General features: G+C 73.1%; 23 protein-coding genes. 8 read left to right on the plus strand and 15 right to left on the minus strand.

The window, feature by feature from the left end; genetic code table 11:
• Positions 1-233: 233 nt before the first annotated feature.
• From ACLQ3B_RS25895 to ACLQ3B_RS25910, 4 genes are all read right to left on the minus strand, one after another.
• Positions 234-710 (minus strand): winged helix-turn-helix domain-containing protein, encoded by a 477-nt coding sequence (locus ACLQ3B_RS25895; protein WP_425783493.1) that lies wholly within the window; start codon positions 708-710, stop codon positions 234-236.
• Positions 711-832: 122 nt separating this feature from the next.
• Complete coding sequence (locus tag ACLQ3B_RS25900) at positions 833-1,321, minus strand: rhodanese-like domain-containing protein (protein ID WP_425783296.1); 489 nt, start codon at positions 1,319-1,321, stop codon at positions 833-835.
• A gap of 42 nt (positions 1,322-1,363) precedes the next feature.
• On the minus strand, positions 1,364-1,819 hold the full coding sequence (locus ACLQ3B_RS25905) for a cysteine dioxygenase (protein ID WP_425783297.1): 456 nt from the start codon (positions 1,817-1,819) through the stop codon (positions 1,364-1,366).
• A gap of 112 nt (positions 1,820-1,931) precedes the next feature.
• Positions 1,932-2,309: a signal peptidase I gene (locus ACLQ3B_RS25910; RefSeq protein WP_425783298.1), complete on the minus strand. Its 378-nt coding sequence runs from the start codon at positions 2,307-2,309 to the stop codon at positions 1,932-1,934.
• Positions 2,310-2,372: 63 nt separating this feature from the next.
• Here ACLQ3B_RS25910 and ACLQ3B_RS25915 point away from each other — a divergent pair, with 63 nt between their 5' ends.
• Together ACLQ3B_RS25915 and ACLQ3B_RS25920 are read left to right on the plus strand one after the other, a co-directional pair.
• Entirely contained in the window at positions 2,373-2,765 is a 393-nt protein-coding gene (locus ACLQ3B_RS25915) for an ankyrin repeat domain-containing protein (protein ID WP_425783299.1), read from the plus strand.
• A gap of 31 nt (positions 2,766-2,796) precedes the next feature.
• A complete protein-coding gene (locus ACLQ3B_RS25920; protein ID WP_425783300.1) occupies positions 2,797-3,747 on the plus strand; it encodes a DUF3500 domain-containing protein in 951 nt (316 codons plus the stop codon).
• A gap of 159 nt (positions 3,748-3,906) precedes the next feature.
• On the opposite strand, the gene ACLQ3B_RS25925 is transcribed toward ACLQ3B_RS25920, so the two are convergent.
• From ACLQ3B_RS25925 to ACLQ3B_RS25960, 8 genes are all read right to left on the minus strand, one after another.
• On the minus strand, positions 3,907-4,665 hold the full coding sequence (locus ACLQ3B_RS25925; RefSeq protein ID WP_425783301.1) for a class I SAM-dependent methyltransferase: 759 nt from the start codon (positions 4,663-4,665) through the stop codon (positions 3,907-3,909).
• A 74-nt stretch (positions 4,666-4,739) separates the two neighbouring features.
• A complete protein-coding gene (locus tag ACLQ3B_RS25930) occupies positions 4,740-4,937 on the minus strand; it encodes a DNA-binding protein (RefSeq protein WP_425783302.1) in 198 nt (65 codons plus the stop codon).
• 270 nt (positions 4,938-5,207) lie between these two features.
• Entirely contained in the window at positions 5,208-5,693 is a 486-nt protein-coding gene (locus tag ACLQ3B_RS25935) for a DUF2231 domain-containing protein (protein ID WP_425783303.1), read from the minus strand.
• Positions 5,694-6,042: 349 nt separating this feature from the next.
• The gene (locus ACLQ3B_RS25940) at positions 6,043-6,783 is read right to left on the minus strand and encodes a GAF and ANTAR domain-containing protein (RefSeq protein ID WP_425783304.1); all 741 of its coding nucleotides are present in this window, start codon (positions 6,781-6,783) and stop codon (positions 6,043-6,045) included.
• 181 nt (positions 6,784-6,964) lie between these two features.
• Positions 6,965-9,256 carry an accessory Sec system translocase SecA2 gene (gene secA2 / locus ACLQ3B_RS25945; RefSeq protein ID WP_425783305.1) on the minus strand — a complete coding sequence of 764 codons (2,292 nt, stop codon included), beginning with the start codon at positions 9,254-9,256 and terminating at the stop codon, positions 6,965-6,967.
• A 75-nt stretch (positions 9,257-9,331) separates the two neighbouring features.
• Positions 9,332-11,140 carry an ABC transporter ATP-binding protein gene (locus ACLQ3B_RS25950; protein ID WP_425783306.1) on the minus strand — a complete coding sequence of 603 codons (1,809 nt, stop codon included), beginning with the start codon at positions 11,138-11,140 and terminating at the stop codon, positions 9,332-9,334.
• Positions 11,141-11,181: 41 nt separating this feature from the next.
• A complete protein-coding gene (locus tag ACLQ3B_RS25955) occupies positions 11,182-12,270 on the minus strand; it encodes a zinc-dependent alcohol dehydrogenase (RefSeq protein ID WP_425783307.1) in 1,089 nt (362 codons plus the stop codon).
• Entirely contained in the window at positions 12,263-13,273 is a 1,011-nt protein-coding gene (locus tag ACLQ3B_RS25960) for a Gfo/Idh/MocA family protein (RefSeq protein WP_425783308.1), read from the minus strand. The genes ACLQ3B_RS25955 and ACLQ3B_RS25960 overlap by 8 nt, the downstream gene beginning before the upstream one ends.
• 227 nt (positions 13,274-13,500) lie before the next feature.
• Between ACLQ3B_RS25960 and ACLQ3B_RS25965 the strand changes: the two genes are divergently transcribed.
• The 5 genes from ACLQ3B_RS25965 to ctaD all read left to right on the plus strand — a co-directional run bounded on the left by ACLQ3B_RS25965 (position 13,501) and on the right by ctaD (position 19,145).
• The gene (locus ACLQ3B_RS25965; protein ID WP_425783494.1) at positions 13,501-14,484 is read left to right on the plus strand and encodes a glucosyl-3-phosphoglycerate synthase; all 984 of its coding nucleotides are present in this window, start codon (positions 13,501-13,503) and stop codon (positions 14,482-14,484) included.
• A gap of 5 nt (positions 14,485-14,489) precedes the next feature.
• Entirely contained in the window at positions 14,490-15,647 is a 1,158-nt protein-coding gene (locus ACLQ3B_RS25970; protein ID WP_425783495.1) for a glycosyltransferase, read from the plus strand.
• An 84-nt stretch (positions 15,648-15,731) separates the two neighbouring features.
• Complete coding sequence (locus ACLQ3B_RS25975) at positions 15,732-16,190, plus strand: DUF4383 domain-containing protein (RefSeq protein ID WP_425783309.1); 459 nt, start codon at positions 15,732-15,734, stop codon at positions 16,188-16,190.
• A gap of 109 nt (positions 16,191-16,299) precedes the next feature.
• A complete protein-coding gene (locus ACLQ3B_RS25980) occupies positions 16,300-17,028 on the plus strand; it encodes an ATP-binding protein (protein WP_425783310.1) in 729 nt (242 codons plus the stop codon).
• 125 nt (positions 17,029-17,153) lie between these two features.
• Positions 17,154-19,145 carry a cytochrome c oxidase subunit I gene (ctaD, locus tag ACLQ3B_RS25985; protein ID WP_425783311.1) on the plus strand — a complete coding sequence of 664 codons (1,992 nt, stop codon included), beginning with the start codon at positions 17,154-17,156 and terminating at the stop codon, positions 19,143-19,145.
• A 66-nt stretch (positions 19,146-19,211) separates the two neighbouring features.
• On the opposite strand, the gene ACLQ3B_RS25990 is transcribed toward ctaD, so the two are convergent.
• The gene (locus tag ACLQ3B_RS25990; RefSeq protein ID WP_425783312.1) at positions 19,212-20,357 is read right to left on the minus strand and encodes a SigB/SigF/SigG family RNA polymerase sigma factor; all 1,146 of its coding nucleotides are present in this window, start codon (positions 20,355-20,357) and stop codon (positions 19,212-19,214) included.
• A gap of 222 nt (positions 20,358-20,579) precedes the next feature.
• Positions 20,580-22,022, minus strand: coding sequence for a hypothetical protein (locus ACLQ3B_RS25995; protein ID WP_425783313.1), 1,443 nt, complete (start codon positions 22,020-22,022; stop codon positions 20,580-20,582).
• A 145-nt stretch (positions 22,023-22,167) separates the two neighbouring features.
• On the opposite strand from ACLQ3B_RS25995, the gene ACLQ3B_RS26000 reads away from it, so the two are divergent.
• Positions 22,168-22,398, plus strand: a complete 231-nt coding sequence (locus ACLQ3B_RS26000; RefSeq protein ID WP_425783314.1) for a CDGSH iron-sulfur domain-containing protein — start codon at positions 22,168-22,170, stop codon at positions 22,396-22,398.
• Positions 22,399-22,643: 245 nt separating this feature from the next.
• On the opposite strand, the gene ACLQ3B_RS26005 is transcribed toward ACLQ3B_RS26000, so the two are convergent.
• Positions 22,644-23,759, minus strand: a complete 1,116-nt coding sequence (locus ACLQ3B_RS26005) for an iron-containing redox enzyme family protein (RefSeq protein WP_425783315.1) — start codon at positions 23,757-23,759, stop codon at positions 22,644-22,646.
• Positions 23,760-23,774 lie beyond the last annotated feature (15 nt).

Raw genomic sequence — 23,774 nt, forward strand, 5'->3', positions numbered from 1 at the left:
GGTCCGGGTATCTCCCCACGGCCCGGGACGCCGCTTCATCGATGCTTCCCGGCGCCTGGGCGAGGGTCAAGAGGCGGCTACGTTGCATGAATGTGACAATTGACGAACACATCGGAGCCGAATGCTCGCTCTGCGTACGAGGCCTGATGATTACAGCAGAGTCGTCGAGTTGCCCCGATACGGGGGTCCCCGACCGGTTCACCAGGCCGGTCACATCGCCGCCGGACCGGGGCTCAGCTGCGGTGATCCACGCTGATCGGGGCCTCGTCGGCCAGCCGGTAACCGACCCCGTAGACGGTGGTGACCACCTCCGAGCCGGCCAGTTTGGCGCGCAGCCGCCGGACGTGCACGTCCACCGTCCGGGCCACCGCGTGCTCGTAACCCCAGACGCTGGACAGCAGTTGCAGGCGCGTGAAGACCCGGCGGGGCCGCTCGGCCAGGAACAGCAGCAGCTCGTACTCGATGCGGGTCAGCGCGATGACCCGGTCGGCCTGGCGGACCATCCGCGAGCCGGCCAGGATGCGGACCTGGTCCGGCTTGGCGGGCGGCTCGGCGGTGGCCGGACGTGGGGCCGGTCGCGGCTCCGACGTGACGTCCTCGACGGGACGCAGTTGACCCTCCCCCGACTCGGCCAGCTCGCCGAGCAACTGCACCAGTCGGGCCAGCCGAGGGCTCAGCGGCCCCGGCACGAGGTCGAGGGTGATGGTCAGGGTCGGGCCGGTGCGCGGGCGGGCCGGGCGCACCCCGGGGTGGCGGCGCGTGGGGATGGCGACGACGGACATGGTGCCTCCTGTGTGGCGGTACGCCCGCCACGCCGGGTGTGGCGTGACGGTCAGTGGCGCGCCCAGCCGGCGTTGACCGGGGACGCGAGGGCAGAGGTGCGGTGCAGTGGGGTCGGGCCGAGGGCCGGCAGGCCGGCGATCCGCCAGGCCGCGAACCCACCGACCACATCGGTGGCGCGGTGCAGGCCGACGTCCTGCAGCGCGGCGGCGGCCAGCGACGAGGTGTAGCCCTCCTGGCAGAGGATCACCACCGGCACGTCGTAGTCGACGGCCTGCGGCAGCCGGGCCGGGCAGCGCGGGTCGAAGCGCCACTCCAGCACGTTGCGCTCGACGATGAGCGAGCCCGGCACCACGCCGTGCGCGGCCCGCTGCGCGGCCGGGCGGATGTCGACGAGCAACGCCCCGGTCCGGTACGCCAGGTGCGCCCGCTCCGGGTCCAGCCGGCGCAGCCGGGCGCGCGCGGCGGCCAGGATCTCGTCGATGCCCCGGGAACCCGGCGGCGGCACGGGGGCGGGACAGTGCTCTGCGGTTATCTGCATTCTTGGTTCCTTCCGGTGACAGGGGGATCTCGGTGCGCACGGCTACCAGGACCGGCCGGCCTCGGCGACCTCCGCGACCCGCAGCCGCCCGTCCAGGAGGTGGTAGCGGGTCATCCGCAGCAGCGCCGGCCGGTAGACGTGCACGCTGACCGCCGGTTCCGCACCCCGGTTGGTCACCTGGTGCACGTGCCGGGGGCCGAAGCGACGGCCCGCGCCGGCGGACAGCAGTCGGGGGCGTAGTCGGCCGGCGCTGACGGTCCCCTCGGTGAGTGCGCCGTCGACGACCCGGAACGCTCCGGAGGAGCCGCCGTGGTCGTGCAGGTCGGTGCCCTGCCCGGGCAGCCAGCTCAGTGCCCACACCTCGTGCTCGTCGGTGGCCGCGAGGCGGGCGTACCAGCGCTCGGCGGGATCGAACCGCAGCGCGACCGGCCAGCCGGTCGGGTCGGACCAGCCGGCGGCGACGGTCAGCAGGTCGGGCTCCGGACGGTGGTGCGTCATGGCGGTTCCTCGCGGGTCGTTCGGCGGGGTGCCCTCGTACTCTAGACGGCAAAGCCTATAGGTTTAGTAGGTAATTCCGTCTGTTGGGACGCAGGTCAGCCGATCGGGTGAATCAGCGCAGCACAGGCGGGTCCACCCGGTAGCCCGGCAGCGAGGGCCAGCGCACCGTCAACACCACCGACGCGCGCTCGGCGAACCAGGAGTGGTCCACCCCACGGGCCCACACCACGTAGTCGCCCGGCGCGGCCAGCCGTACCGTCCGATCCGGCAACTCCACCCGGAAACAACCCTCGACGAGTACGAGCAGAGTGGTGCGCACCTCGCCGGTCGCCCACGTCGACCGGGCCTGCCCGGGCGGATGCACGCCCCACTTCACCTCGACGTCGGTGCTGTGCCGGATCTCCCCCGGCGGCGCGAAGTGTCCGAGCAACCAACCAGCGTTGGTGGCGCCGTCGACGCCCGCGTTGCCCACGTACACCGTCTCACCCATCGGACCCCTCCCCAGCGCGCCGGCCGAGCAACCTATCAGGACCGGGGCGACTAATCTGGATCGGTGACCGAGGAACTCGACGCCGAGACGCTGGCGTTCGCGCACCGGATGTTCGACCTGGCCCGAGCCGGCGCCACCGACGAGCTGGCGGCACAACTCGACGCCGGCCTGCCGGTCAACCTCACCAACGACAAGGGCGACACGCTGCTCATCCTGGCCGCGTACCACGCCCACCCGGACACGGTGGCCGCCCTGCTCGGCCGCGGCGCCGACCACACCCGGGCCAACGACCGGGGCCAGACCGCGTTGGCCGCGGCGGTCTTCCGCAGCAGCACCGAATCGGTCCGCGCGCTCCTCGCCGCCGGCGCGGACCCGGCACACGGCAACCCGTCGGCCATCGAGACCGCGCAGTTCTTCGACCTGCCGGAGATGACGGAGCTGCTGCGCGTCGGCTGACACCGGCACGGCCGACCGGTATACAGGGTCGGTGGAAGATCCTCTGCCGGAGCAGATGCGGGCCGCCAGCACCGCGCTGCTGACCGCACTCGACCCCGCCGCCCGCGAGAGCGCCGTGCACTCGTTCGACGACGAGGCGGCCCGACGCTGGCTGGAGTACCGGCCCCGACCCCGACCGGGCGTCAGCCTCGCCGAGTTCGACGTCGCCGCCCGCAAGGCCGCGCACCGGCTGCTGGCCACCGCGCTCAGCCCCTCGGCGTACGCGCAGGCCATGGCGATCATCTCGCTGGAGGAGGTGCTGGACCGGGCCGAGGGCTGGCAGCGCGGGCGGCACAGCGGCGACTACTGGGTGGCCGTGTTCGGCGACCCGGCGCGCGACGACCGCTGGGCGTGGCGACTCGAAGGACACCACCTCTCGGTGAACATGACAGTGGTGGACGGTCAGGTCTCCCCCGCGCCGATCTTCTTCGGCGCCAACCCGGCCGCGGTCCGCTACGCCGGCCGGCCGGTCTCCCGCCCGCTCGGCGTCGAGGAGGACCTGGCCCGAGCCCTGCTCGACGCGCTGGGCCCGGCCGAGCGGGCCGCCGCGATCATCGCCGACGAGGCGCCGGCGGACATCATCAGCGCCACCCGCGGGCGGGTCGACGCGCCACTGGAGCCACTCGGCGTACCGGCGCAGCGGCTGGGGCCGACCGGCCGGGCGCTGCTCGACCAGGTGGTCGCCCTCTACCTCGACCGGCTGCCGCCCGAACTGGCCATCCGGGAGGCGGCCCGACTGGACGCCGGTCCACTGCACTTCGCCTGGGCCGGCCCGACCCACCCCGGGCGGCGGCACTACTACCGGATCCAGGGCGAGGACCTGCTGATCGAGTACGACAACACCAGCGCGGACGGCAACCACGCGCACACCGTCCTGCGCCGCCCCGCCAGCGACTTCGGCGCCGACGTCCTAGCAACCCACCACCAAACCCACCCCCACTAACAGCCACCCCAACCCCCCACCCCCGTCCCGCGTCCCCACCCGTGCCCGCGCCCGCGTCCCCACCCGTGCCCGCGTCGATCATGGAGTTGTGGTGGGTGGATTGCCCCGCCCTTGGGCTTATGTGGGGCACCACAACTCCATGATCGACGTGAGCGGGGGTCAGGGGCGGGTGGCCTCGATGAGGAAGCGTTGGGCGTGGGCCACGAACGGGCCTTCGTCGACGATGTGGCGGTGGAGGCGGTGCAGTGGTGCGCGGTAGCGGTCGACCGTGAACCCTGGCACCGTCCAGATCACCTTGCGCAGGAACCAGACCACCGCGCCGATGTCGGCGAAGGTCGCCCGCAGGGTGGCCCGACGCAGGTCGACAACCCGCAGGCCAGCGGCCTCGGCGGCGGCGGCCGCCTGCTCGGGGTGCCGCCGGGTCGGCGGCGGCAACGGCCCGAGGATCGCCTCACTCAACTCCCGCATGGTGCCGGCCCCGATCTGCTGCGACAGGAACGTCCCACCCGGCCGCAGCACCCGCGCCGTCTCGGCCCAGTCGGTACGCACCGGATGGCGACTCACCACCAGGTCGAACGAGGCGTCGCGGAACGGCAACGGCCCGTCCGGCGCGACGGCCACCACCGACGCGCCGACCCGACGCAAGTTTCGTCGGGCGACCTCGACGTTCGGCGGCCACGCCTCGGTGGCCGTCAACAGCTTCGGCGGACGCGGCACCTCGGCGAGCACCTCCCCGCCCCCGGTGTCCACGTCCAGTGCCGCGTCGGCGCGCGCCATCCGGTCGGCGACGAGCTGGGCGTACCCCCAGGGTGGACGCTCCTCGGTGGCCCGGCCAGCCAGCCAGCCGAAACCCCAACCATCGACGGGCGCGGCGACGGCCTCCCCGATCAAGTCCTCGGCGTCACGCTCGTCGGTCATGGTGGTCAGCCTCGCGGCCGGCCACCCGGCCGGCAACCCATTTGCCGCCGCCCGCCGGAGGGTCGCGGTGGATCTCAGCCGAGGCCGAGGTTGTGCTCTTCGAGGGCCGCCTGGAGGATTCCGAGCGCCTTCGGGCCCATGCCGTGCAGCTTCGCCAGGTCCGCCCGGGGGACGCCTGCGAGCTGGCGCAGCGCGGTGTAGCCGGCGCCATGCAGGGCCCGGGTGGCGGGCGCACCGATCTTCGGGAGCGTGTCCAGGGAGGAGGCGGTCATCCGGGGATGGTAGACCGACAAGCGGTATGGTCGCGCTCCGCGCACGACGCCGGCCGGGCGGGCGTCGGGCTCGCGGGCCGGGCGGGCTCGACTCGCGAGCCAGCGGACCCCGCAGGCCGAGCCAGCCCGAATCGCAGGCCGAGCGGACCCGACTCGCAGGCCGAGCCAGCGCGAATCGCAGGTCGAGCCAGCGCGAATCGCAGGTCGAGCGGGCCTGACTCGCGAGCCAGCGGACCCTGCTGATCACGCCGGCCCGGCTCGCACGTCGGGTCAGGGGCGGGCGATCTCGCCGGTGGAGCCGGCGAGCGCGTCCAGGCCGCCGGCCTCGGCGCGACCGCTGTCGAACTGACGCATCAGCCGGGCGCCCAGGTGTACGCCCACTCCGCCGACGGCCAGCGCGACCAGCTCGGTGACCAGGATCGCGACCGACGCGCCGCGCTGCGGGGAGTGCGACCGGACCAGGCAGGTGAGCAGGAACATGGCGGCCATCACCGCGTTCACCAGGTTGAAGGCGACTGCGGTACGGCGGGTGCGGTCACCCGGCACGTCCCACAGGTCGACCATGCCGGCCACGGCGGTCAGCGCGGCGGCGACGAGAGCGGCGACGCCCGTCCAGTAGCCGACCTCGCCGAGGAACGCGGGCCCGCCGACCACGTCGGTGAGGTCGAAGACGGTGGCGCTGACGAAGAGCCCGAGCGGGAACGTCACAAGCATCGGTTGAATCGGGTTCCCCTGCACCCGTAGCCGACTCTGCATCGGTCCTCCCCCGGGTCGGCGCAGCTCACCTGACCAGAGTGCTACCCGGGGCCGGTCGAGACGAAACGATTCCGCCCGACTCGCCGGTGGCAGGGAGAACGGGCACCGATACCGCCCGCCGTCGACGCCGGACGGCCAGACCGCGGATGATCGACTCGGGTTTCAGGAAAGCGCGGCGTCCGAGAGCCCACGACACCCCGACTTCAAGGAAACCGAGTCGATCACGGCAGCGGCGCGGCCGACACGGCCACCAGCCCGGCCATCGCCGCCACCAGCGCGGCCGACACGGCCACCAGCCCGGCCATCGCCGCCACCAGCGCGGCCGACGCGGCCACCAGCTGGGCCGGGGTCAGGTGTCGCGCGGGCGGGAGACCGTCCGGACCAGGCGCTCGGCCACCTCGCGCAGCGGGATGTCCAGCGACGACGCGGCGGTCCGCAGCACGTCGAGGGCCTCGGCCGGCGGGCATCCACGCTGCGTCATGATCACGCCGACGGCCTGGCCCACCACCCCGTCGTGCAGGAGCGAGGCGTCCCGTTCGTCGGCGAGGGTGAGTTGCCGGCTGCGGTCGCGGACGGCGGCGAGGAGCAGGCCGGCGTGTTCGGCGAGCAGCATCGCGGTCAACTGGTGTTGCGGGGTCAACAGGTCCGGGGCGGCAGCGTACAGGTTGATCGCGCCGATCACCTGGTCGTCGATGTCGACAGGTGCGGAGATCACCCCGCGTACGCCGAGGTCGCGGGCGTGCGCCGTCCAGGCCGGCCAGCGGGGCTCGCCGGTCAGGTCGGCGGCGAGGATCATCTCGCGGCGGTGGATAGCGCTCATCGGCGGCGAGTCCGGCCCGTGGCGCAGGTCGTCCAGCCCGGCCAGCTCCTCGTCGGAGGCGGCCACCCCGGCCGGCTCGCCGGCTCGCAGGGCGGTGAACCCGCACCAGCGCACGCCGGCGACGGCGTCCCGGGTGACCCGGACCAGCGCCAGCAGCGCCTCGTCAAAGTCGGTCAGGGAGATCAGCCCTGCGGTCAGCTCCCGTAACAGCGCGGCTGCCTCCAGGACGCCGAGGGTCTGCACCACCGGCTCACGCGTGTCGAGGTTCACCGGTTCGCAGCCTCCGTGCCGTCTCTCGCCTGACCGACGAGCGTCGTCACCTGTGTCATCGTCTGCTCTCTCCCGACTCGACCGACCAGCCCTACTACCCTGGGAAACCTGGGTCGAAACGGCGTAAATCGGGGCCCCTGCCGCACACCAAGGCGCGACCGGGGCCCCGACGGGTCAAATGTCAGCGCGGGGCGCCGCTGAGCCGCCGCCCGATCGACGCGATCAGACGGTCGAGCTCGGAGCCGAACGGGTTGTCGTGCACCAGGTACGTCCAGGTGGCGGTGGGCCGGACCAGGGTGCCGTCGTCGGGCTGCCAGTCCTCGTCGAATTCGGTCTCGGTGAAGGTGGCGATGGTACGGGCCTCGATCTCCGGGATCAGGTCGTTGAACGCCGGCACCGCGGCCCGGTGGAACTCGTCCAGCGGGTCGAGCCGGCCCAGCGCGCGCAGGTGCACGCCCTCGCGGACCTCCGACAGCTCGGCCAGGTGCTCGGCCCAGAGCCGGTCCAGGTGGTAGAGCGCGATCGACCGGGCGGCACGGGCGAGCAGTTCCTCGTCCATCTCGCCGGCCTTCTCGGGCTCCTTCTCCAGCAGCATCACCGCGGCCACGTCGCTGGTCAGCAGCCGCTCCCGGCGCGCGGCGAGGGCCTTGCGCTGCTGCTCGATCACCACGCTGTAGCGCCAGGTGTTGCGGTGGATCTCGTGGTTGACGCCCTCGGCGACCCGCTGGGCGTGCTCCACCGCGTAGTCGACCTGCTCGTCGGTCACCAGGCCGTCGGCGTTCATCCGCGGCGAGGCCGGCACCGAGTCGGCGGCGTGCCGGACGACGAGGTCGTCCTCCAGGCTGACCAGGAAGACCGAGCCACCCGGGTCGCCCTGTCGGCCGGCCCGACCGCGCAGCTGGTCGTCCACGCGGCGGCTGTCGTGCCGGCCGCTGCCGATCACGTAGAGCCCGCCCAGCTCGGCGACCCGCTCCTGGTCGGCCTGGTCGCTGCCGCCGAGGCGGATGTCGACGCCCCGGCCGGCCATCTGGGTGGAGACGGTCACCGCGCCGTACGCGCCGGCCTCGGCGATGATCGCCGCTTCCTCGTCGTCGTTCTTTGCGTTCAGCACGACGCAGGGCACTCCTGCGGCGTTCAGCCCGGCGGCCAACCCCTCGGACTCCTTGACGTCCAGGGTGCCGATCAGCATCGGCCGCCCCTTGGCGTGCCAGCGCTGGATCTCGTCGATCAGCGCCTCGTCCTTCTCCGCCCGGGTGGCGTAGATGCGGTCCGGCTCGTCCTCGCGGATGCACGGGGTGTTCGGCGGGATCACCGCGACCTCGAGGCCGAAGAACTCCCGCAGCTGGTCGCCGACCAGCACGGCGGTGGCGGTCATCCCGCAGACCTTCGGGTAGAGCGCGATGTACGCCTGCATGGCGATGGTGCCGAGCACCTCGCCCTCGGCGGTGGCGTCCAGCCCCTCCTTGGCCTCGACCGCGGCCTGGAGGCCGTCCGGCCAGCGGCGGCGCTGGGCCACCCGGCCGCGCATCTCGTCGACCAGCTCGACCGAGCCGTCCCGGACGATGTAGTCCACGTCGCGGTGCAGCAGGGCGTGCGCGTGCAGCGCCACGTTGACAGCGGAGAGCTGGGCGACGTGCTCCTCGTCGTACAGGTCGATGCCGAGCTTGGCCTCGATGGCGGCCAGGCCGGCGGAGGTGAACGCCACGCTCCGCCCGTCCTCCGCGACGGTGTAGTGCTTGCCCTTGCGCAGGCCGCGGACCTGCCCGGCGGCGGCGTGCACCGGGTCCTGCTCGCCCGGCACGGCACCGGCCAGGACCATCGGCACCCGGGCCTCGTCGATCATGATCGAGTCGGCCTCGTCGACGATGGCGGTGGTCAGCGCGGGCTGCACCCGGTCTTCCACGTCGGTGACCAACTGGTCGCGCAGGTAGTCGAAGCCGGCCTCGCTGACCGAGACGTAGGTGACGTCGCAGGCGTACGCGTCGCGCCGCTCCTGCGGGGTGGAGGCCTCGTTGACCCAGCCGACGGTGAGGCCGAGCAGGGTGTAGACCGGCTCCATCCACTGGGCGTCGCGGCGGGCCAGGTAGTCGTTGATGGTGAGCACGTGCACCGGGCCGTTGCCGAGGCGGACGTGCCCGTACGCGGCGATCGTGGCGGTCAGTGTCTTGCCCTCACCGGTGGCCATTTCGGCGACCTTGCCGGAGAGCAACGACATCGCGCCCAGCAGCTGCACGTCGTACGGCCGCTGGTCGAGGCCACGACGGGCGGCCTCGCGGCCGACGGCGCAGATCTCCTCGTAACCGGCGGCGGCGCCCGCGGCCTGGGTCAGCTCGGCGTCGTCGAGCGCGGCGAGGTCAGCCTCGCGCGCCTCGATCGCCGGGAGCAGTTTCTCCAGCGGAGCAAGATCCACGGTCGAGCCGGGGCGCTGGAGAAACCGCCGGAACTTGCTCTTGAACCGTTGCGACACACCCATGAGCGGCAACGGTACGCGATTCCGGGCGACGTGCGCGGCCCGGCCGCCCGGCAAGTCGGCCTTCCTGGGGCGCAGTCAGCCGACCAGCAGCTGGTGGCTGGCGAGTTCCCGGTACAGCGGGTCGGTGGCGGTCAGTTCGGCGTGGGTGCCCACGGCCACCACCCGGCCGCCGTCGAGGACGACGATCTGGTCGGCGTCGACCACGGTGGCGAGCCGGTGCGCCACGATCAACAGCGTCCGGCGGACGGCCACGGCGTCGATGGCGCGGCGCAGCGCGACCTCGTTGCGGGAGTCGAGGTTGCTGGTCGGCTCGTCGAGCAGCAGCACCGGCGGGCCGGCCAGCAGCGCGCGGGCGATGGCGAGCCGCTGCCGCTCACCGCCGGAGAGCAGGACGCCGCCCTCCCCCACCTGCACGTCGAGGCCCTGCGGGGTGCGCTGCGCCAGGTGGCCCAGGTTGACCTCGTCGAGGACGTCGCGTAGCCGGTCGTCGGTGGCGTCCGGGGTGGTGATCAGCAGGTTCTCCCGCAGCGTGCCGGCCAGCACGGGGGCCTCCTGCTCGACGTAGCCGAGTCGGGCCCGCAGCGCGTCGCGGGGCAGGTCCCGGACGTCGGCGCCGTCGAGTCGGACCGCGCCGGCGCTCACCTCGTAGAAGCGCTCGACCAGGGCCAGCAGGGTGGACTTGCCGGCGCCGGACGGGCCGACCAGGGCGGTCCGGGTGCCGGCGGGAACCGCGAAGCTGACCTCGTGCAGCACCGGCTCGCCGCCCGGGTAGCCGAAGCCCACCCGGTCGAACTCGATCATCGGGGTCGGGCGGCGCGGGGTCGCCGCCGCGGCGGCCGCCGCCGGCCGGTCGTCCGCGCCCTCCGCGGGCACGGCGAGGATCTCCTCGATCCGCTGGAGGGCGCCCAGGCCGGACTGCAACTGGGTGTACGCCCGCAGCACCTGGCCCAGCGGCAGCGCCAGGAGGAACAGGTACATGACGAACGCGACCAGGTCGCCGACGGAGATCGCCCCGGCGGCGACCCGCGCCCCACCGATGCCGAGCACCAGCAGGAATGCGCCCTGCACGGTGACCGAGCCGATCGGGCCCACCAACGCCTGCACCCGGGCCACCCGCAGCCCCGCCGCGTACGCCTCCCGGGCGCTGCCGGTGACGGTCTCCGTCTCCCGGGTCTCGGCGCGGCTGGCCCGGATGGTCCGGGCCGCCGAGATGGCCCGCTCCACCGCCGAGGTCATCTCGCCGATCCGCTCCTGGGCGACCCGGGCCAGCGCCCGGACCCGGCGGGCGAAGGTGGCGGCGAAGACCAGCCCCAGCGCCACCCCGAGCAGGGTGACGCCGAACAGCAGCGGGTCGAGCAGCACCATGGCGGTGCCGGCGCCGACCACCGTCACCGCCCCGGTGACCGTCTCGAAGAGCCCGGAGGTGACGACCGCGCGCAGCAGGGTGGTGTCCGAGCCGACCCGGGAGAGCAGGTCGCCGGTGCGTCGGCGGTCGTACTCGGCGATGGGCAGCCGCAGCAGGTGGCCGGCCAGCCGGCGCCGGGTGCTGAGCACCAGCCCTTCGGCGGTGCGTTGCAGCAGGTAGTCGCGCAGCCCGCCGATCGCCGCGCCGAGCACCACGAGGGCCACCAGCACCGCCACCAGCCGGGACACCCCCTGCTCGGCGCCGATACGTTCGAGCACGGACCGGGTGAGCAGCGGCTGCGCCAGCGACGCCGCCGAGCCGCTCAGCGACAGCGCGCCCACCACGACCAGGGTGCCGCGGTGCTCCCGCAGGTACGGCAGCAACGCGGCCAGGCCGACCGACCGACCCTCGGCGCTGCCGCCGTCCGGCCGGTCGGTCGAGGTGTCGCCGGGAGCCGGCCGGTCCTGCACGGTGCTCATGCCGGGAACGGTAGTCGGCCCTGGCACGTGGCGACGGCGGGTCAGGCGGCGAGCACCACCTGAAGCTCCTGGCGGCGACGGTCGGCCAGGTCGGTGAGGAGGGCGGGCGCCTCGTCGAACGGCACCACCGCCGAGACGAGGTGCTTGCGGATCGTGTCGCCGTACGTCCTGAGCAGGTCGACGGTCTCGGCGGAGAGCCGTTCGCGGTCCCAGGTGGGTGCGAGCCCGCGCGGCACCCGACCGATCTGGGCGCAGCGCAGCGACAGCCCGTTGTGGTGGAACTCCTCACCGAGGCGGACCTCGTCCGCGCCGCCCTGGTAGAAGGCGAGGTCGATGACGGTGCCCTGGGGCCGCAGCAGCCGCAGGGCGAGGTGCAACGCCCACGCCTGCCCCCGGCACTGGAACACCACGTCGGCGCCCCGGTCGCCGGCGGTGTGCGCCCAGCGGGTCTTGAGCACGACCGCCGGGTCGTCCGCGTCGGGGTCGAGGGTTTCCAGGCCGAGCGCCTCGGCGACCTGGCGGCGGTGCGGGGTGGGGTCGAGCACCACCACCGACGCGGCGCCGTTGCGCCGGGCGAACAACGCCGTCAACAGCGCCACGACGCCGGCGCCGACGACGGCGACCCGGCGGCCGCGTACCCCGTCGCCGAGCGCGCGGACATTGGTGCCGTGCAGGTCGGCGGCGGCGTGCAGCAGACCGTTGGCGCAGATCGGGCCCATGTGCGCGACGTAGACACCGAGCAGCGGGTCCAGGTCGTCGGGCAGCGCCACGAACCGCTCGGCGACCGGGTCGGCCAGCCAGCCGGTGCGGTGCCCGTACGTCATCGCGCCGACCGTGCCCACCGCGATGGCCGGGGTTTCGCTCTCCACCACCCGGCCGACCTGCATGTAGCCGAGCCGGTTCACCGGGTAGGGCGTGCTGGCCGCGCCCGGCTGGAACAGCCCCAGGTCGGCGTTCCAGGTGACGTTCAGGTAGGGGTTCGTGCCCTTGACGTAGCTCAGCTCGGTGCCGGCGGAGACGCCGCTGAACAGCGTCTCGACCCGGAACGTGCCGGGGCGCAGCGGCGCGGCGTCCTGCTCGACGAGATCGACCCGGCCGGGACCGGTGACCACCACGACCTTGTCACGCATCGACGGTCACCCCGCTGGCGAGCCTCGCCGGCGCGGTCGCGGTGGTGAGCCGCACGGTCGTGCCGGTACGGGCCGAGTCGGCCACCGCGAGGGCCAGACGCTGGGTGGCCAGCGCCTCGGCGTACGGGACGCGCACGTCGTCGCCGACGCCGAGGACGGCGTCGACGAAGGCGCGGTCCACCGCCACCCGGGCGGCTTCGGGGTCGGCGGGGAGGTGTCGTTCGCCGTCGGCGTCGCGGATCGACAGCCCGTCCTCGGTGATCGCGAGGGCCAGCCCGTCGGCGAGGATCTCCAGGCCGGCGCGGTGCTTCCAGCCGAGGACGCAGGCGGCGCTGAGCGTGCCGACCGCGCCGTCGGCGAAGCGCAGCGTGGCGGTGGTCACCGAGTCGATGTCGGCGCCGTCGACCGGCGGCGGAATGTCGTTGCCGTACGCGGTGACCTCGGTGACCTCGCCGGCCAGCACGCGGAACAGGTCGAGCACGTGGGCGGCCTGCTCGACCACCGGGCCGCCGGAGCGGTCCCGCCGCGACCACCACGCCACCGGGGGCACCTTGTCCAGCCAGGCGCCGCTGACCATCCGCACCGGACGGTCGGCGAGCAGGTCACGGGCCTGGTCGAGCACACTCAGGTAACGCCAGTGGTGGCCGACGGCGGTGCGCAGCCCACGCTGGGCGACCAGGTCGGCGATCCGTTCGGCGGTGCCCAGGTCGACCGCGACGGGCTTCTCCACGAACATCGGCACCCCGGCCTCGATCACCGCTTCCTCGGCGGGGCCGTGCGCGAACGGCGGCACGCAGACGTACACGGCGTCCAGACCGGTGGCCAGCAGCTCGTCGACGTCGGCGCAGGCCCGCCCGCCGTGCTGTGCGGCCAGCGCGGACGCCGCCTCCGGCGCGACGTCCGTGACGCCGACCAGCTCGACGTCGTCGAACCCGGCCAGCACCCGCGCGTGGCGCTGCGCCACGCCGCCGGCTCCGACCAGACCCACCCGGCATTTCCGCATCCCGACATCCCTTCGAAGACGTTTCATCTGCGCTGGGAGCAGTCCCCTGGGGTGTGCGCAATCAAACGTTCATCCCCCGGGAACGAATTGTCGTCACCTCTGTGATCAAGATGTTGCCGAGAATGCGGTTAGCGCGTGATGAGGAATGGGAACAACCAAACTCGGTTTTTCCACGCACGAACGGAGGGGTGCCCGTGCGGGATACGACATCGAGCGTGTCGCCGGTGGTGGAGGCGTGGGCCACGTACCGGACGACATCTGCTGCGGACTGGCCGACTCGTCGGCTGATGCGCGCCAAGGGTGCGACCCGAGTCAGCGTGGTGCTGCCGGCCCGCAACGAGGAGGCCACCGTCGGCGCGATCGTGTCGACGATCCGGGAGCACCTGATGGATCGGGTCGCCCTGGTCGACGAGCTGATCGTCGTGGACTCCCGCTCCACGGACCGGACCGCGCAGGTGGCCCGTGCCGCCGGCGCGGAGGTGGTCAGCCAGGACGCGATGACCCGGGGGCTGCCCCGGCTCACCGGCAAGGGCGACGCGCTCTGGGCCGGGCTGGCCGCCGCCGAGGGAGACGTGGTGGCCTTCATCGACGCCGACCTGCGGGAGTTCCGGCCGCACTTCGTGAGCGGGCTGCTCGGCCCGCTGCTGACCGACCCGTCGGTCGACTTCGTGAAGGGCTTCTACCACCGGCCCCTGGTGGGCGCCGCCAGCGTGGAGCAGGACGGCGGGGGCCGGGTCACCGAGTTGATGGCCCGACCGCTGCTCAACCTCTTCTGGCCCGAGCTGGCCGGCTTCGTGCAGCCGCTCGCCGGCGAGTACGCGGGTCGCCGGGACGTGCTGGCGCAGGTGCCGTTCGTCTCCGGGTACGGGGTGGAGACGGCCATGATGATCGATCTGCTCGACCTGGTCGGCCTGGACGCGCTGGCACAGGTCGACCTCGGTGAGCGCAAGCACCGGCACCAGGACACGGCGGCCCTGGGCCGGATGTCCGCGCAGATCATGTTGACCGCCTGGTCCCGGTTGCAACGACGCGGCTGGGCGACCCCCGGGTTGTCGCCGGAGGCGTTGCTGACCCAGTTCCGTCGCGGCGGTTCGGACACCCTGCCGAACCTGGACCGCGAGATCGTGGTCAGCGACGTGTCCATCGAGGAGCGCCCGCCGTTGGCCGAACTGCGTCACCGGGTGCCCCTCCGTCGGGTGGCCGCCGCGTGAGCGCGATGAATCTGACCGTGCTGATGAACGCCGGCCCGTGGCTGTCGGTGCCACCGCCCGGCTACGGCGGCATCGAGAACGTGATCGCCACGCTCGTGCCCGAGCTGCGGCGACTCGGCGTACGGGTGGTGCTCGCCTCGGTGGGCAGCAGCACCCTGCCGGTGGACGAGCAGGTCTCGGTCTTCCCCGACGGGCAGTTCGCCGCGTTGCAGCGGCCGTACAACCAGGTCTGCGGGATCGCCCAGGCGCACCTGGCCGGGGTGGTCCGTGAGCTGTACTCCCGCGACGACATCGACCTGGTGCACGATCATGTCGAGGCGGTCGGGCTGGCCACCCTCGCCGCGATGGGGCCGGCCGGTCCGCCGACCCTGCACACCCTGCACTGGGACCTGGCCAAGCATCCGGCGCTCTACGGCAGCCTGGACGGCGGCGACCGGGTGCGGGTCAACGGTGTCTCGGCGTCGCAGCTGGCCCGCGCTCCGCTGGCGCTGCGGGAGCACTCGGTGGGGCACGTGCACCTGTCCACGCCGCTCGCCGTGGACGCCGACCGGCGGCCCCGACCGGAGAAGGGCGAGCACCTGCTCATCCTGGGCCGGATCAACCCGGGCAAGGGGCAGGACGTGGGCGCCCGGCTCGCGCACCGGGTCGGTCTTCCACTGGTGCTGGCCGGGCCTGTCGGCCCGTACCATCGGCCGGCCGACCTGGCCGCGGCCGGCGACGAGGCCCGACAGAACCCGGACGTGCGGTTCTTCCTCGACGAGGTGGCGCCGCACGTCGACGGTGACCTGGTGCGCTGGGTCGGCACCGTGGCCGGCCAGGAGCGCGACGACCTGCTCGCCAGCGCCCGCGCGTCGCTGTTCCCGCTGCGGTGGGAGGAGCCGGGCGGCACGGCGGTCGTCGAGTCGCTCGCCCTGGGTACGCCTGTGGTGGCCACCGCGCGGGGTTGCCTGCCGGAGTTGATCGAGCACGGCCGTACCGGGCTGCTCACCACCGACGAGGAGGAGTTGGACGACCTCGTCCTCGCCGCCGAGTTGCTCGACCCCGACGAGTGCCGGCGGGTGGCCGCGCAGCGCTTCACGCCGGCGGTGATGGCCCAGCGTTACGTCGAGTTGTACGAGCGGCTCCGGCGTTCGGCGAGCGCGCCGAGGTTGCTGCCGGCCTGACCGACGGCGGGGCCGGCTGGTTTGCCGGTCGCGGCAGCGGGTAGCCGGCAGCGCTTCTGCCCGCCGCGCGACGAGGAGCCGGGAATGGTCGGATCGATGGCGCACTCCCGGGCCCGACCCAACCCGGCCGACGGCAAACCGCCGGTTCGTCGCGCGGCGGCGACGGTGGGAGTGCTGTTGCTGCTGGTCGGCGTGCTCGGCTTCGTGCCGGGGGTCACCAGCGGCATGGACGCCCTGCGCTTCGCCGGTCACGGCTCGGGCGCGTACCTGTTCGGCGTCTTCCAGGTGTCGGTGCTGCACAACCTGGTGTACCTGGCGTTCGGGGTGGCGGGGCTGCTGTTGGCGCGGACGGTCACCGGCGCTCGGGCGTTCCTGATCGGCGGCGGCGCCGTCTACCTGGTGCTCTGGCTCTACGGGCTGGCGGTGGACCACGACACCGGGGCGAACGTGCTGCCGGTCAACGACGCCGACGGCTGGCTGCACCTGGGGCTGGGCGTCGGCATGATCGCGCTGGGCGTCCTGACCGGCCGGCCCCGTCCCTGACCTGGGGTCGCGGGACGTGACCTGCCTCGCCCCGCCGTCGGTCCGGTTTGATCGGGAACGGCCTCGGGTAGTTGGCAGATCCCGACCCAGCAGTGAATTGAGGCATGCGATGTCGAGCCGGATCACCTGCGAGGTGCGCACCACGGCACCGGTGGCGGTCGTCAGGCTCACCGGCCCTCTGCACCTCGGCACGATGCGCTCGGTGCACCGGGCGCTCAGCGCCGCGCTCGTCGACCAGCCGGAGGCGCTGGTGGTCGACATGGCCGGGGTGAACGTGGAGGACCGGTTGGCGCTGTCCGTGTTCGCCGCGACCGCCCGCCGGGCCGAGGAGTGGCCGGCCGTGCCGGTGCTGCTCTGCTCCCCGTCGCCGGTCGCCGCACGATGGCTGGCCGAGTCGACCACGTGCCGGGTGCTCCCGGTCTCGGCGGACTGCGCGGAGGCGACCCGGTTGGCCGGCACGACGTCCGCGTTGCGGATGCGGGCCCGGCTGGAGCCGGTGGCCGGGGCCTGCCGGCGGGCCCGGGAGATGGTCACCGAGGCGTGCGCGCGGTGGAACCTGCCCGACGCGGCCGGCCCGGCCGCGTTGGTGCTCAGCGAACTGGTCGGCAACGTGGTGCGGCACGCCGGCACGCCGATGCAGGTGACGCTGACGCTGCGGCGACCGTACCTGCACCTGGCGGTGGTGGACGGCAGCAGCGCCCAGGCCCGGGCGGGCGGGACGGACCTGCACGCCGAGGGTGGGCGAGGGTTGATGCTGGTCCGGGAGCTGACCCAGCGGTGGGGCAGCGTGCCGGCCGGGCCGGGCAAGGCCGTCTGGGCGATGCTCCCGGCAACCTGAGCGTTCGAGGCGCTTGCGCCCGGTACCAGCGTTCTGACCGAAATTACCGCTCTGGCCTGGTTACATGGTGCGAGGGTCGGGTAGGCACGCTCGTCCTTTCTGCCGTCACGACGGGGTGAGCAGCCATGCCCAAGCGGGTAACCACGGAACCCGGTCGCGATCGGGGCCCGGCGATCCTGGCACCGGCCCGCTTCGGGGGATTCCCGGGAGCGGTACGGGCGCCGATCCCCGGAAACTCCCTGATCAAGTTCCTTGCCACGACCGACCACAAGCAGATCGGCCTGCTGTATCTGCTGACCTCCTTCGGGTTCTTCCTGGTGGCGGGACTGCAGGCGATGGTGATGCGGGCCGAGTTGGCCCGCCCGGGGATGCAGTTCCTCTCCTCCGAGCAGTACAACCAGCTCTTCACCTCGCACGGCGCGGTGATGCTGCTGCTGTTCGCCACGCCCGCGGCGTTCGGGTTCGCCAACTACATCGTGCCGATCCAGATCGGCGCACCGGACGTGTCGTTCCCCCGCCTCAACGCGCTCGCCTACTGGCTGTACCTGTTCGGCGGCCTCATGGTGGTCGGCGGCTTCATCGTCCCGGGGGGCTCGGCGGACTTCGGCTGGACCGCGTACAGCCCGCTCAGCAGCGTCGAGAACAGCCCCGGCGTGGGCGCGAACATGTGGGTGCTCGGCCTGGTCGTCTCCGGTCTCGGCACCATCCTCGGCGCGGTCAACCTGATCACCACGATCCTCACCCTGCGCGCGCCCGGCATGACCATGTTCCGGATGCCGATCTTCACCTGGAACATGCTGTTCACCAGCGTGCTGGTGATCCTCGTCTTCCCGCTGCTGGCCGCCGCGCTGCTGGCGCTCTCCGCCGACCGGCTGCTCAACGCGCACGTGTACGACGCGGCCACCGGCGGCCCGATGCTCTGGCAGCACCTCTTCTGGTTCTTCGGCCACCCCGAGGTCTACATCATCGCGTTGCCGTTCTTCGGCATCATCACCGAGATCATTCCGGTCTTCTCCCGCAAGCCGCTCTTCGGCTACACCGGCATCGTGTTGGCCACCATCGCCATCACCGTGCTGTCCATGACGGTGTGGGCGCACCACATGTTCGCCACCGGCCAGGTGCTGCTGCCGTTCTTCAGCATCCTGAGCTACCTGATCGCGGTGCCCACCGGCGTGAAGTTCTTCAACTGGATCGGCACCATGTGGAAGGGCCAGCTCACCTTCGAGACGCCGATGCTGTTCGCCATCGGCTTCCTGGTCACGTTCCTGCTCGGCGGCCTCACCGGCGTGCTGTTGGCCAGCCCGCCGGTCGACTGGCACACCCACGACAGCTATTTCGTGGTGGCGCACTTCCACTACGTGGTGTTCGGCACCGTGGTCTTCGCCCTCTTCGGCGGCTACTACTTCTGGTGGCCCAAGATGACCGGCCGACTGCTCGACGAACGGCTCGGCAAGGCGCACTTCTGGACCATGTTCATCGGCTTCCACGGCACCTTCCTGGTGCACCACTGGCTGGGCGCCGAGGGCATGCCGCGCCGGTACGCCGACTACCTGCCCACCGACGGCTTCACCACGCTGAACACGGTCTCCAGCATCTTCGCGTTCATCCTCGGCCTGTCCACCCTCTTCTTCATCTACAACGCCTGGAAGTCCTGGCGGTACGGGGCGATGGTGACGGTGGACGACCCGTGGGGCTTCGGCAACTCCCTCGAATGGGCCACCAGTTGCCCGCCGCCGCTGCGCAACTTCGACCGGATGCCCCGGATCCGCTCCGAGCGCCCCGCCTTCGACCTGAAGTACGGCCCGCTCGTCGCCGATCTGGGCCGCGACCTGCCGCAGCGCACCACCAAGCCGCCACAGCACTTCGCCGAGGAGTTCCGGATGGAGCACCACGCCCCGGAGTCGCCGTCCGCCGAGGGCGCGCACGGCGCACGCGACGCTGTCGACTACCAGCCGGCGCCGCGCTCCGGCGCCCGACCGGTGGACGTGCCGGAGCCCGAGGGCGTCCGCCGGCCGAGCTTCGAGCAGAGCGACCCGCCGAAGGACGCCGAGGACGCGCCGAAGCCGCACGAGCGCTGGCGCCACCCGCACAGCGACGGCAACCCCGAAGAGCACTGACCAGGGGTACGCGCGCAGAAGGGCCGACACCCGCCCGGGTGTCGGCCCTCGTGCTGTCCGTGTCGGTCAGTCCCGGGCCGGCGCCAGGCCGGCGGCGGTGAGCGAACGGCGTACCGCGGGCTGGACCCGGGTCAGTCGCAGCGGCACCCCGGTCCGCTCCGCCGCGTCCCGACCGGCCATCAGCGCGGCGATGCCACCCGCGTCGAAGCCACCCGCGCCGACCAGGTCGACGACCACCTCGCTGGGCTGGCCGGTGACCGCCTCCAGCATGGCCCGGCGCAGTTGGTCCGCGCCGTCGCGGTCGATCTCGCCGCCGACCTCGACCACCACCGAGTCGCCGTTCTGCTTGACCGAGATCCGGGTCTTGCCCGGGTCGGGTTCGGCGGCGCCGTTCTGCCAGGGCGGCGGCGCGTCGGCGAGCATCGCCTGACGCAGCCAGGTGAGCGCCCGCGACAGCAGCCGGGACACGTGCATCTGCGAGATGCCGAACCGGGCGGCGATTTCTGCCTGGGTCTGGTTGCCGTAGAAGCGCATCGCGAGGATCCGCCGTTCACGCCAGGGCAGCCGGTGCAGCAGACCGCTCACCGTGACCCGGTCGTCGACCGACTCCAACGCGTTGTCCGACTCGCCGACCAGGTCCCCGAACTCGGCGGAGCTCTCCCCACCCACCGGCGCGTTGAGGGAGGCCGGGCTGTAGCCGGCCGCCGACTCCAGGGCGGCGAGGATCTCCTCCTGCGGGGTCTCCAGCCGGGCCGACAGCTCGGCAACCGACGGGGCCCGGGACAGCTCGCTGGTGAGGGCGGCGGTGGCCTGCCCCACCTCGAGGATCAGGTCACGCAGCCGGCGGGGCACGTGCACACCCCAGGTGCGGTCCCGGAAGTGCCGTTTGATCTCACCCACGATGGTGATCGCGGCGTACGCGGTGAAGGAGCCCCGTTCCGGGTCATAGCGGTCGACGGCGTTGACCAACCCCAGCCGGGCCACCTGCTCCAGGTCCTCCAGTGGCTCCCCGCGCCCCCGGTACCGGCGGGCGAGCCGGCCGGCGAACGGCAGCGCGAAGCGCACCAGGTCGTCCCGAGCCTCCCCCCGCCGCTCCGGCGGCAGCCCGGCGATCCGGGCCGCGTACGCCATCGCCGCGGCGTCGAGATCCTCCAGACCTCGGTCGGTGGGTGGTGGTGGTGTGGTCGTGGTCGTGCTCGTCTGTCCGAACATCCGCGCCTCCCTCAGGAAGGTCCCCCGCCCGGATCGGGAAACCGGTCGTGCGCGTGGTCGAGCCACGCACCGGGCCGGAAAGTGGGTCAGTGACTGGGATGCCAGCGGGCGACACCGCCTCTACGCAGCGCAATCAGGCCGTCGCAGCCAGCGATGTTCCCGCTCCGTAGGTACTCAATCACGTGACCCCGGGTTCGCGAGGATGTTTCGGCGTGCTCCGTCTCAGGAGACCAACAACCCCTGGTGGCCGCCACTGTCGCGGAGCACGGCCAGCGCCTCGGCGACCCCCAGCGGGGGCGGCGCGGGCAGGTCGTACGGCTGGGCACGCAGGACCTCGGTGGCCCGGCGGGTGGGCACCGAGGTGACCGGGTACCCCCGGGCGGTGGTGCGGTCCAGCGCCCGACGGCGCCGGCCGAACCCGGCGACGGCCAGCCACTGCGGCAGCCCGGCCAGCGCGGGCGAGCGCACTCCGGGCGGCTCGGGCAACACGTCCACCGAGCTGAACGCCTCGCTGCCGGCCAGCCACCACTCGGCCTCGTCGACGCTGCGGCGGGTGGCGTTCTCACACCAGTACGGCACCAGCCCCGCCCGCACCACCTGCCACGGGTCGAGCAGTCGGCCGCACTCCACCACCAGCCGGTCACCGGTCTTGCCGGCGCGCCGCAGCCACCGCCGGTACAGGTCGGCCACGCCCGCGCTCAGCGCCGCCGGCCGGGGCACCAACACCCGGTGCAGCGGGTGCTGGTGCTTGGCGGACCAGTCCCGCGCGGCCAGCTCGAAGCCCGAGTCGACGCCGTGCTCGGCGTCAGCCGACGGAACGGACACCTCCGGCGGGTCCCACCGGGTCGGGTCGCCGCCGGCGGAGCGCAGCACCTGCCGCAGGGCGTGGCTGTCCGGGTGGAAGTCCACCGGGTCCAGCCCGCTGCCTGGGCAGCCGACCTGGAAGCTGTGTCCCGGCCCGCGCTCCAGCACCGGCCAGGTGCGCGCGTCGCGGACCAGCAGCACCGGGGCGCCCGGTACCAACAGGTCGGCCAGGAAATGCGCGTACGCGGCCGGTAGGGCCCTCCAGGCGGCGGTCAGCGACACGGTCGCCCCGGTCAGCGCGCCGCGGCTGGCCGGGCAGTGCACCTGACGCAGATGCAGGTCGGCGTTGCCGGCGAGCAGCCGGGTGGCGAGTGCCGCGCCGTGCTCCACGGCGTCCGCCGGGCGGTCCACCCCGCCGTCGGTCCAGTGCACTGTCATCTCGAAGCCCGCCGGCAGCCACGGCACGCCGAGGGCGACCGCGAGGTGTGCCGCCGCGCCGTGCGGAGAGCCGATCAGCACTCCCGGGTAGCGCCGGCGGGGGTACTGGTCGACGAACCAGCGGGCCACCCGGGCGGCGTCCACCTCGTCGACCTGGGCGTCGGTGAGCGCGACCCGGCCGGCGGCGCGGGTGACCGCGGCGCGGCGTACCGGCTCGGGGGCGCCGGGGAACCGCGACGTCGGCCCGGTGTGCCCGAGGTCGGCGCAGTCGACCCCGCGCAGCGCCCGGGCGGTGGCGGCGACCAGCACCCGGGCGGCGCTGCCCGCGGTCACGACCCGGTCGCCGCCGAGACCGGCGCCATCGGCCGTGAGCCCCTTGTGCACCTTGTGCACCGGCCCCACCTTGCCTCGTTCGCTCACCACGCGGCCCGGCTTCCCGTCCCGATGGGGTTCAAACGGGGCATCACCCACCCGGCGGCACATTCCGCTGGTCAGAGGGGTGCCCCGGTCATCACCGGCGTTCGGTCGTTCGGGTTTCGCCAGGGTCAGGGCGGGCACTTCCGGGGCCATGCGCACCGACGACGCCAGCGAGCCAGCCGCCGCCACGATCACCCCGTACGAGGACGGACCGCTGCTGGTCCGCGGCGACTTCGCGCTGGTCACCCCGGACGGCGAGCACATCGACGCGCGACGGGGCACCGTGGCGCTGTGCCGGTGCGGCAAGTCGGCGCTCAAGCCGTTCTGCGACGGCACCCACAAGGTGATCAACTTCCGCGCGGGCACGAGTCGGCAGACCTGACGCGACTGTTACGGCGCGTCCTCTGCTCTGCTCCGAGGACAGGCGGGCATGCCCTGCCCGCATCCTTTGCTCTGCTTCAACGGACGCAACACAAACGGGCCCATACCGTTGCGCGGGTTGAAGCAGAGCAAAGGACGCACGCCGGGGCCGGCCGGGAGGACGTGGCACGCCGAAACCGGCCGAGGAAACGCGGCACGCCGAGACCGGCCGGGGCCGGCCCAGCGCGGCAAGCCCGTCGGAGGCCGTCAGACGACGGCGGGCCGGGCCGGCGGTGTCACGGCGGCAGCGGGCGCGGTCACGGCGAGCGAGACGGTCGGCGGCAGGGCCGGCGGGGCGGGCGGGACTGGTGCGCGCAAGGAGCTGCGGCCGGCGGCCCAGCTGTCCAGCAGGTGGGCGGCGAACAGCCGGTCCACCGCGAGCCCCGCCGCCGCGCCGAAGAGCACGTCGGGGGCGAGGGCCGGCTCGCTACGGACCAGGCCGTCGCACATGTCGTGCGCGGCGATCTGCTCGTGCACCGCGTCGGCCTCGACGTGTTCGTCGTAGAAGCGGGTGGCCACCTCGTCGAAGCCGAGCCGGCGCAGCCCGTTGCCGTAGCGACGGTTGGGCAGCGAGGAGGTCATCTCGAACGCGGCGAGGTGCCCGAGCAGCGCGCCGCGCAGCCGTCGGTGCAGCCCGAACAGCGACATCAGGTTGTTGGTCGCCAACGTCACCGCCGGCGCCACGTCGATGTGAGCGCCGTAGCCGGTGTCCAGGCCCAGCCGGTCGAGGGTGCTGCGGAACAGCTCGGCGTGCATCCGGTCCAGCCGCCCGTTGCCGTACTCGTCGGTCTGGATCTCCACGAGGGCGGCCTTGGCCGGGCCCCCGAGGCGGGGCAGCGCCCAGCTGTGTGGGTCAGCCTCCCGCAGGTGGTAGACGGAGCGGTGGGCGACGAACTCGCGGAACTGGGTGAGATCGGCGCGCCGTTGCAGCGTCGCGGCCAGGGACGGCCCGTCGTCGGCCGCGACCAGCTCGGCCAGGCCGGCGGCCACCCCGGCGGCGGGCACCGGGGGCGCGCCGACCAGTCGGCGCAGCGACGCCTCGAAGACTCGTTCGCAGCGGGCCCGCAACGCCAGCAGTGTCGGCTGCCACTCCCACGACTCGTCCACCCCGAGCCAGCCCCGGTAGTGCAGCTCGTAGCAGAGGAACAGCGTCAGCTGCAGGTCCTCGTCGAAGATCGGGTCCGCCGGGTAGAGGTCGACACCGAGATCGGCCGTCAGGTCGTGCGGTGGGTGCCGCAGAGCCTCCACGACCGCCGCGGAGAGCGGGCCCCGCGCGCGCGGCAGGGTCGCGGGACCGTAACGGCGGTCGGCGGGCTCGGACATGGGACCTCCAGCGTG

The sequence above is a fragment of the Micromonospora sp. DT53 genome, assembly GCF_049841535.1.
Lineage (GTDB): Bacteria > Actinomycetota > Actinomycetes > Mycobacteriales > Micromonosporaceae > Micromonospora.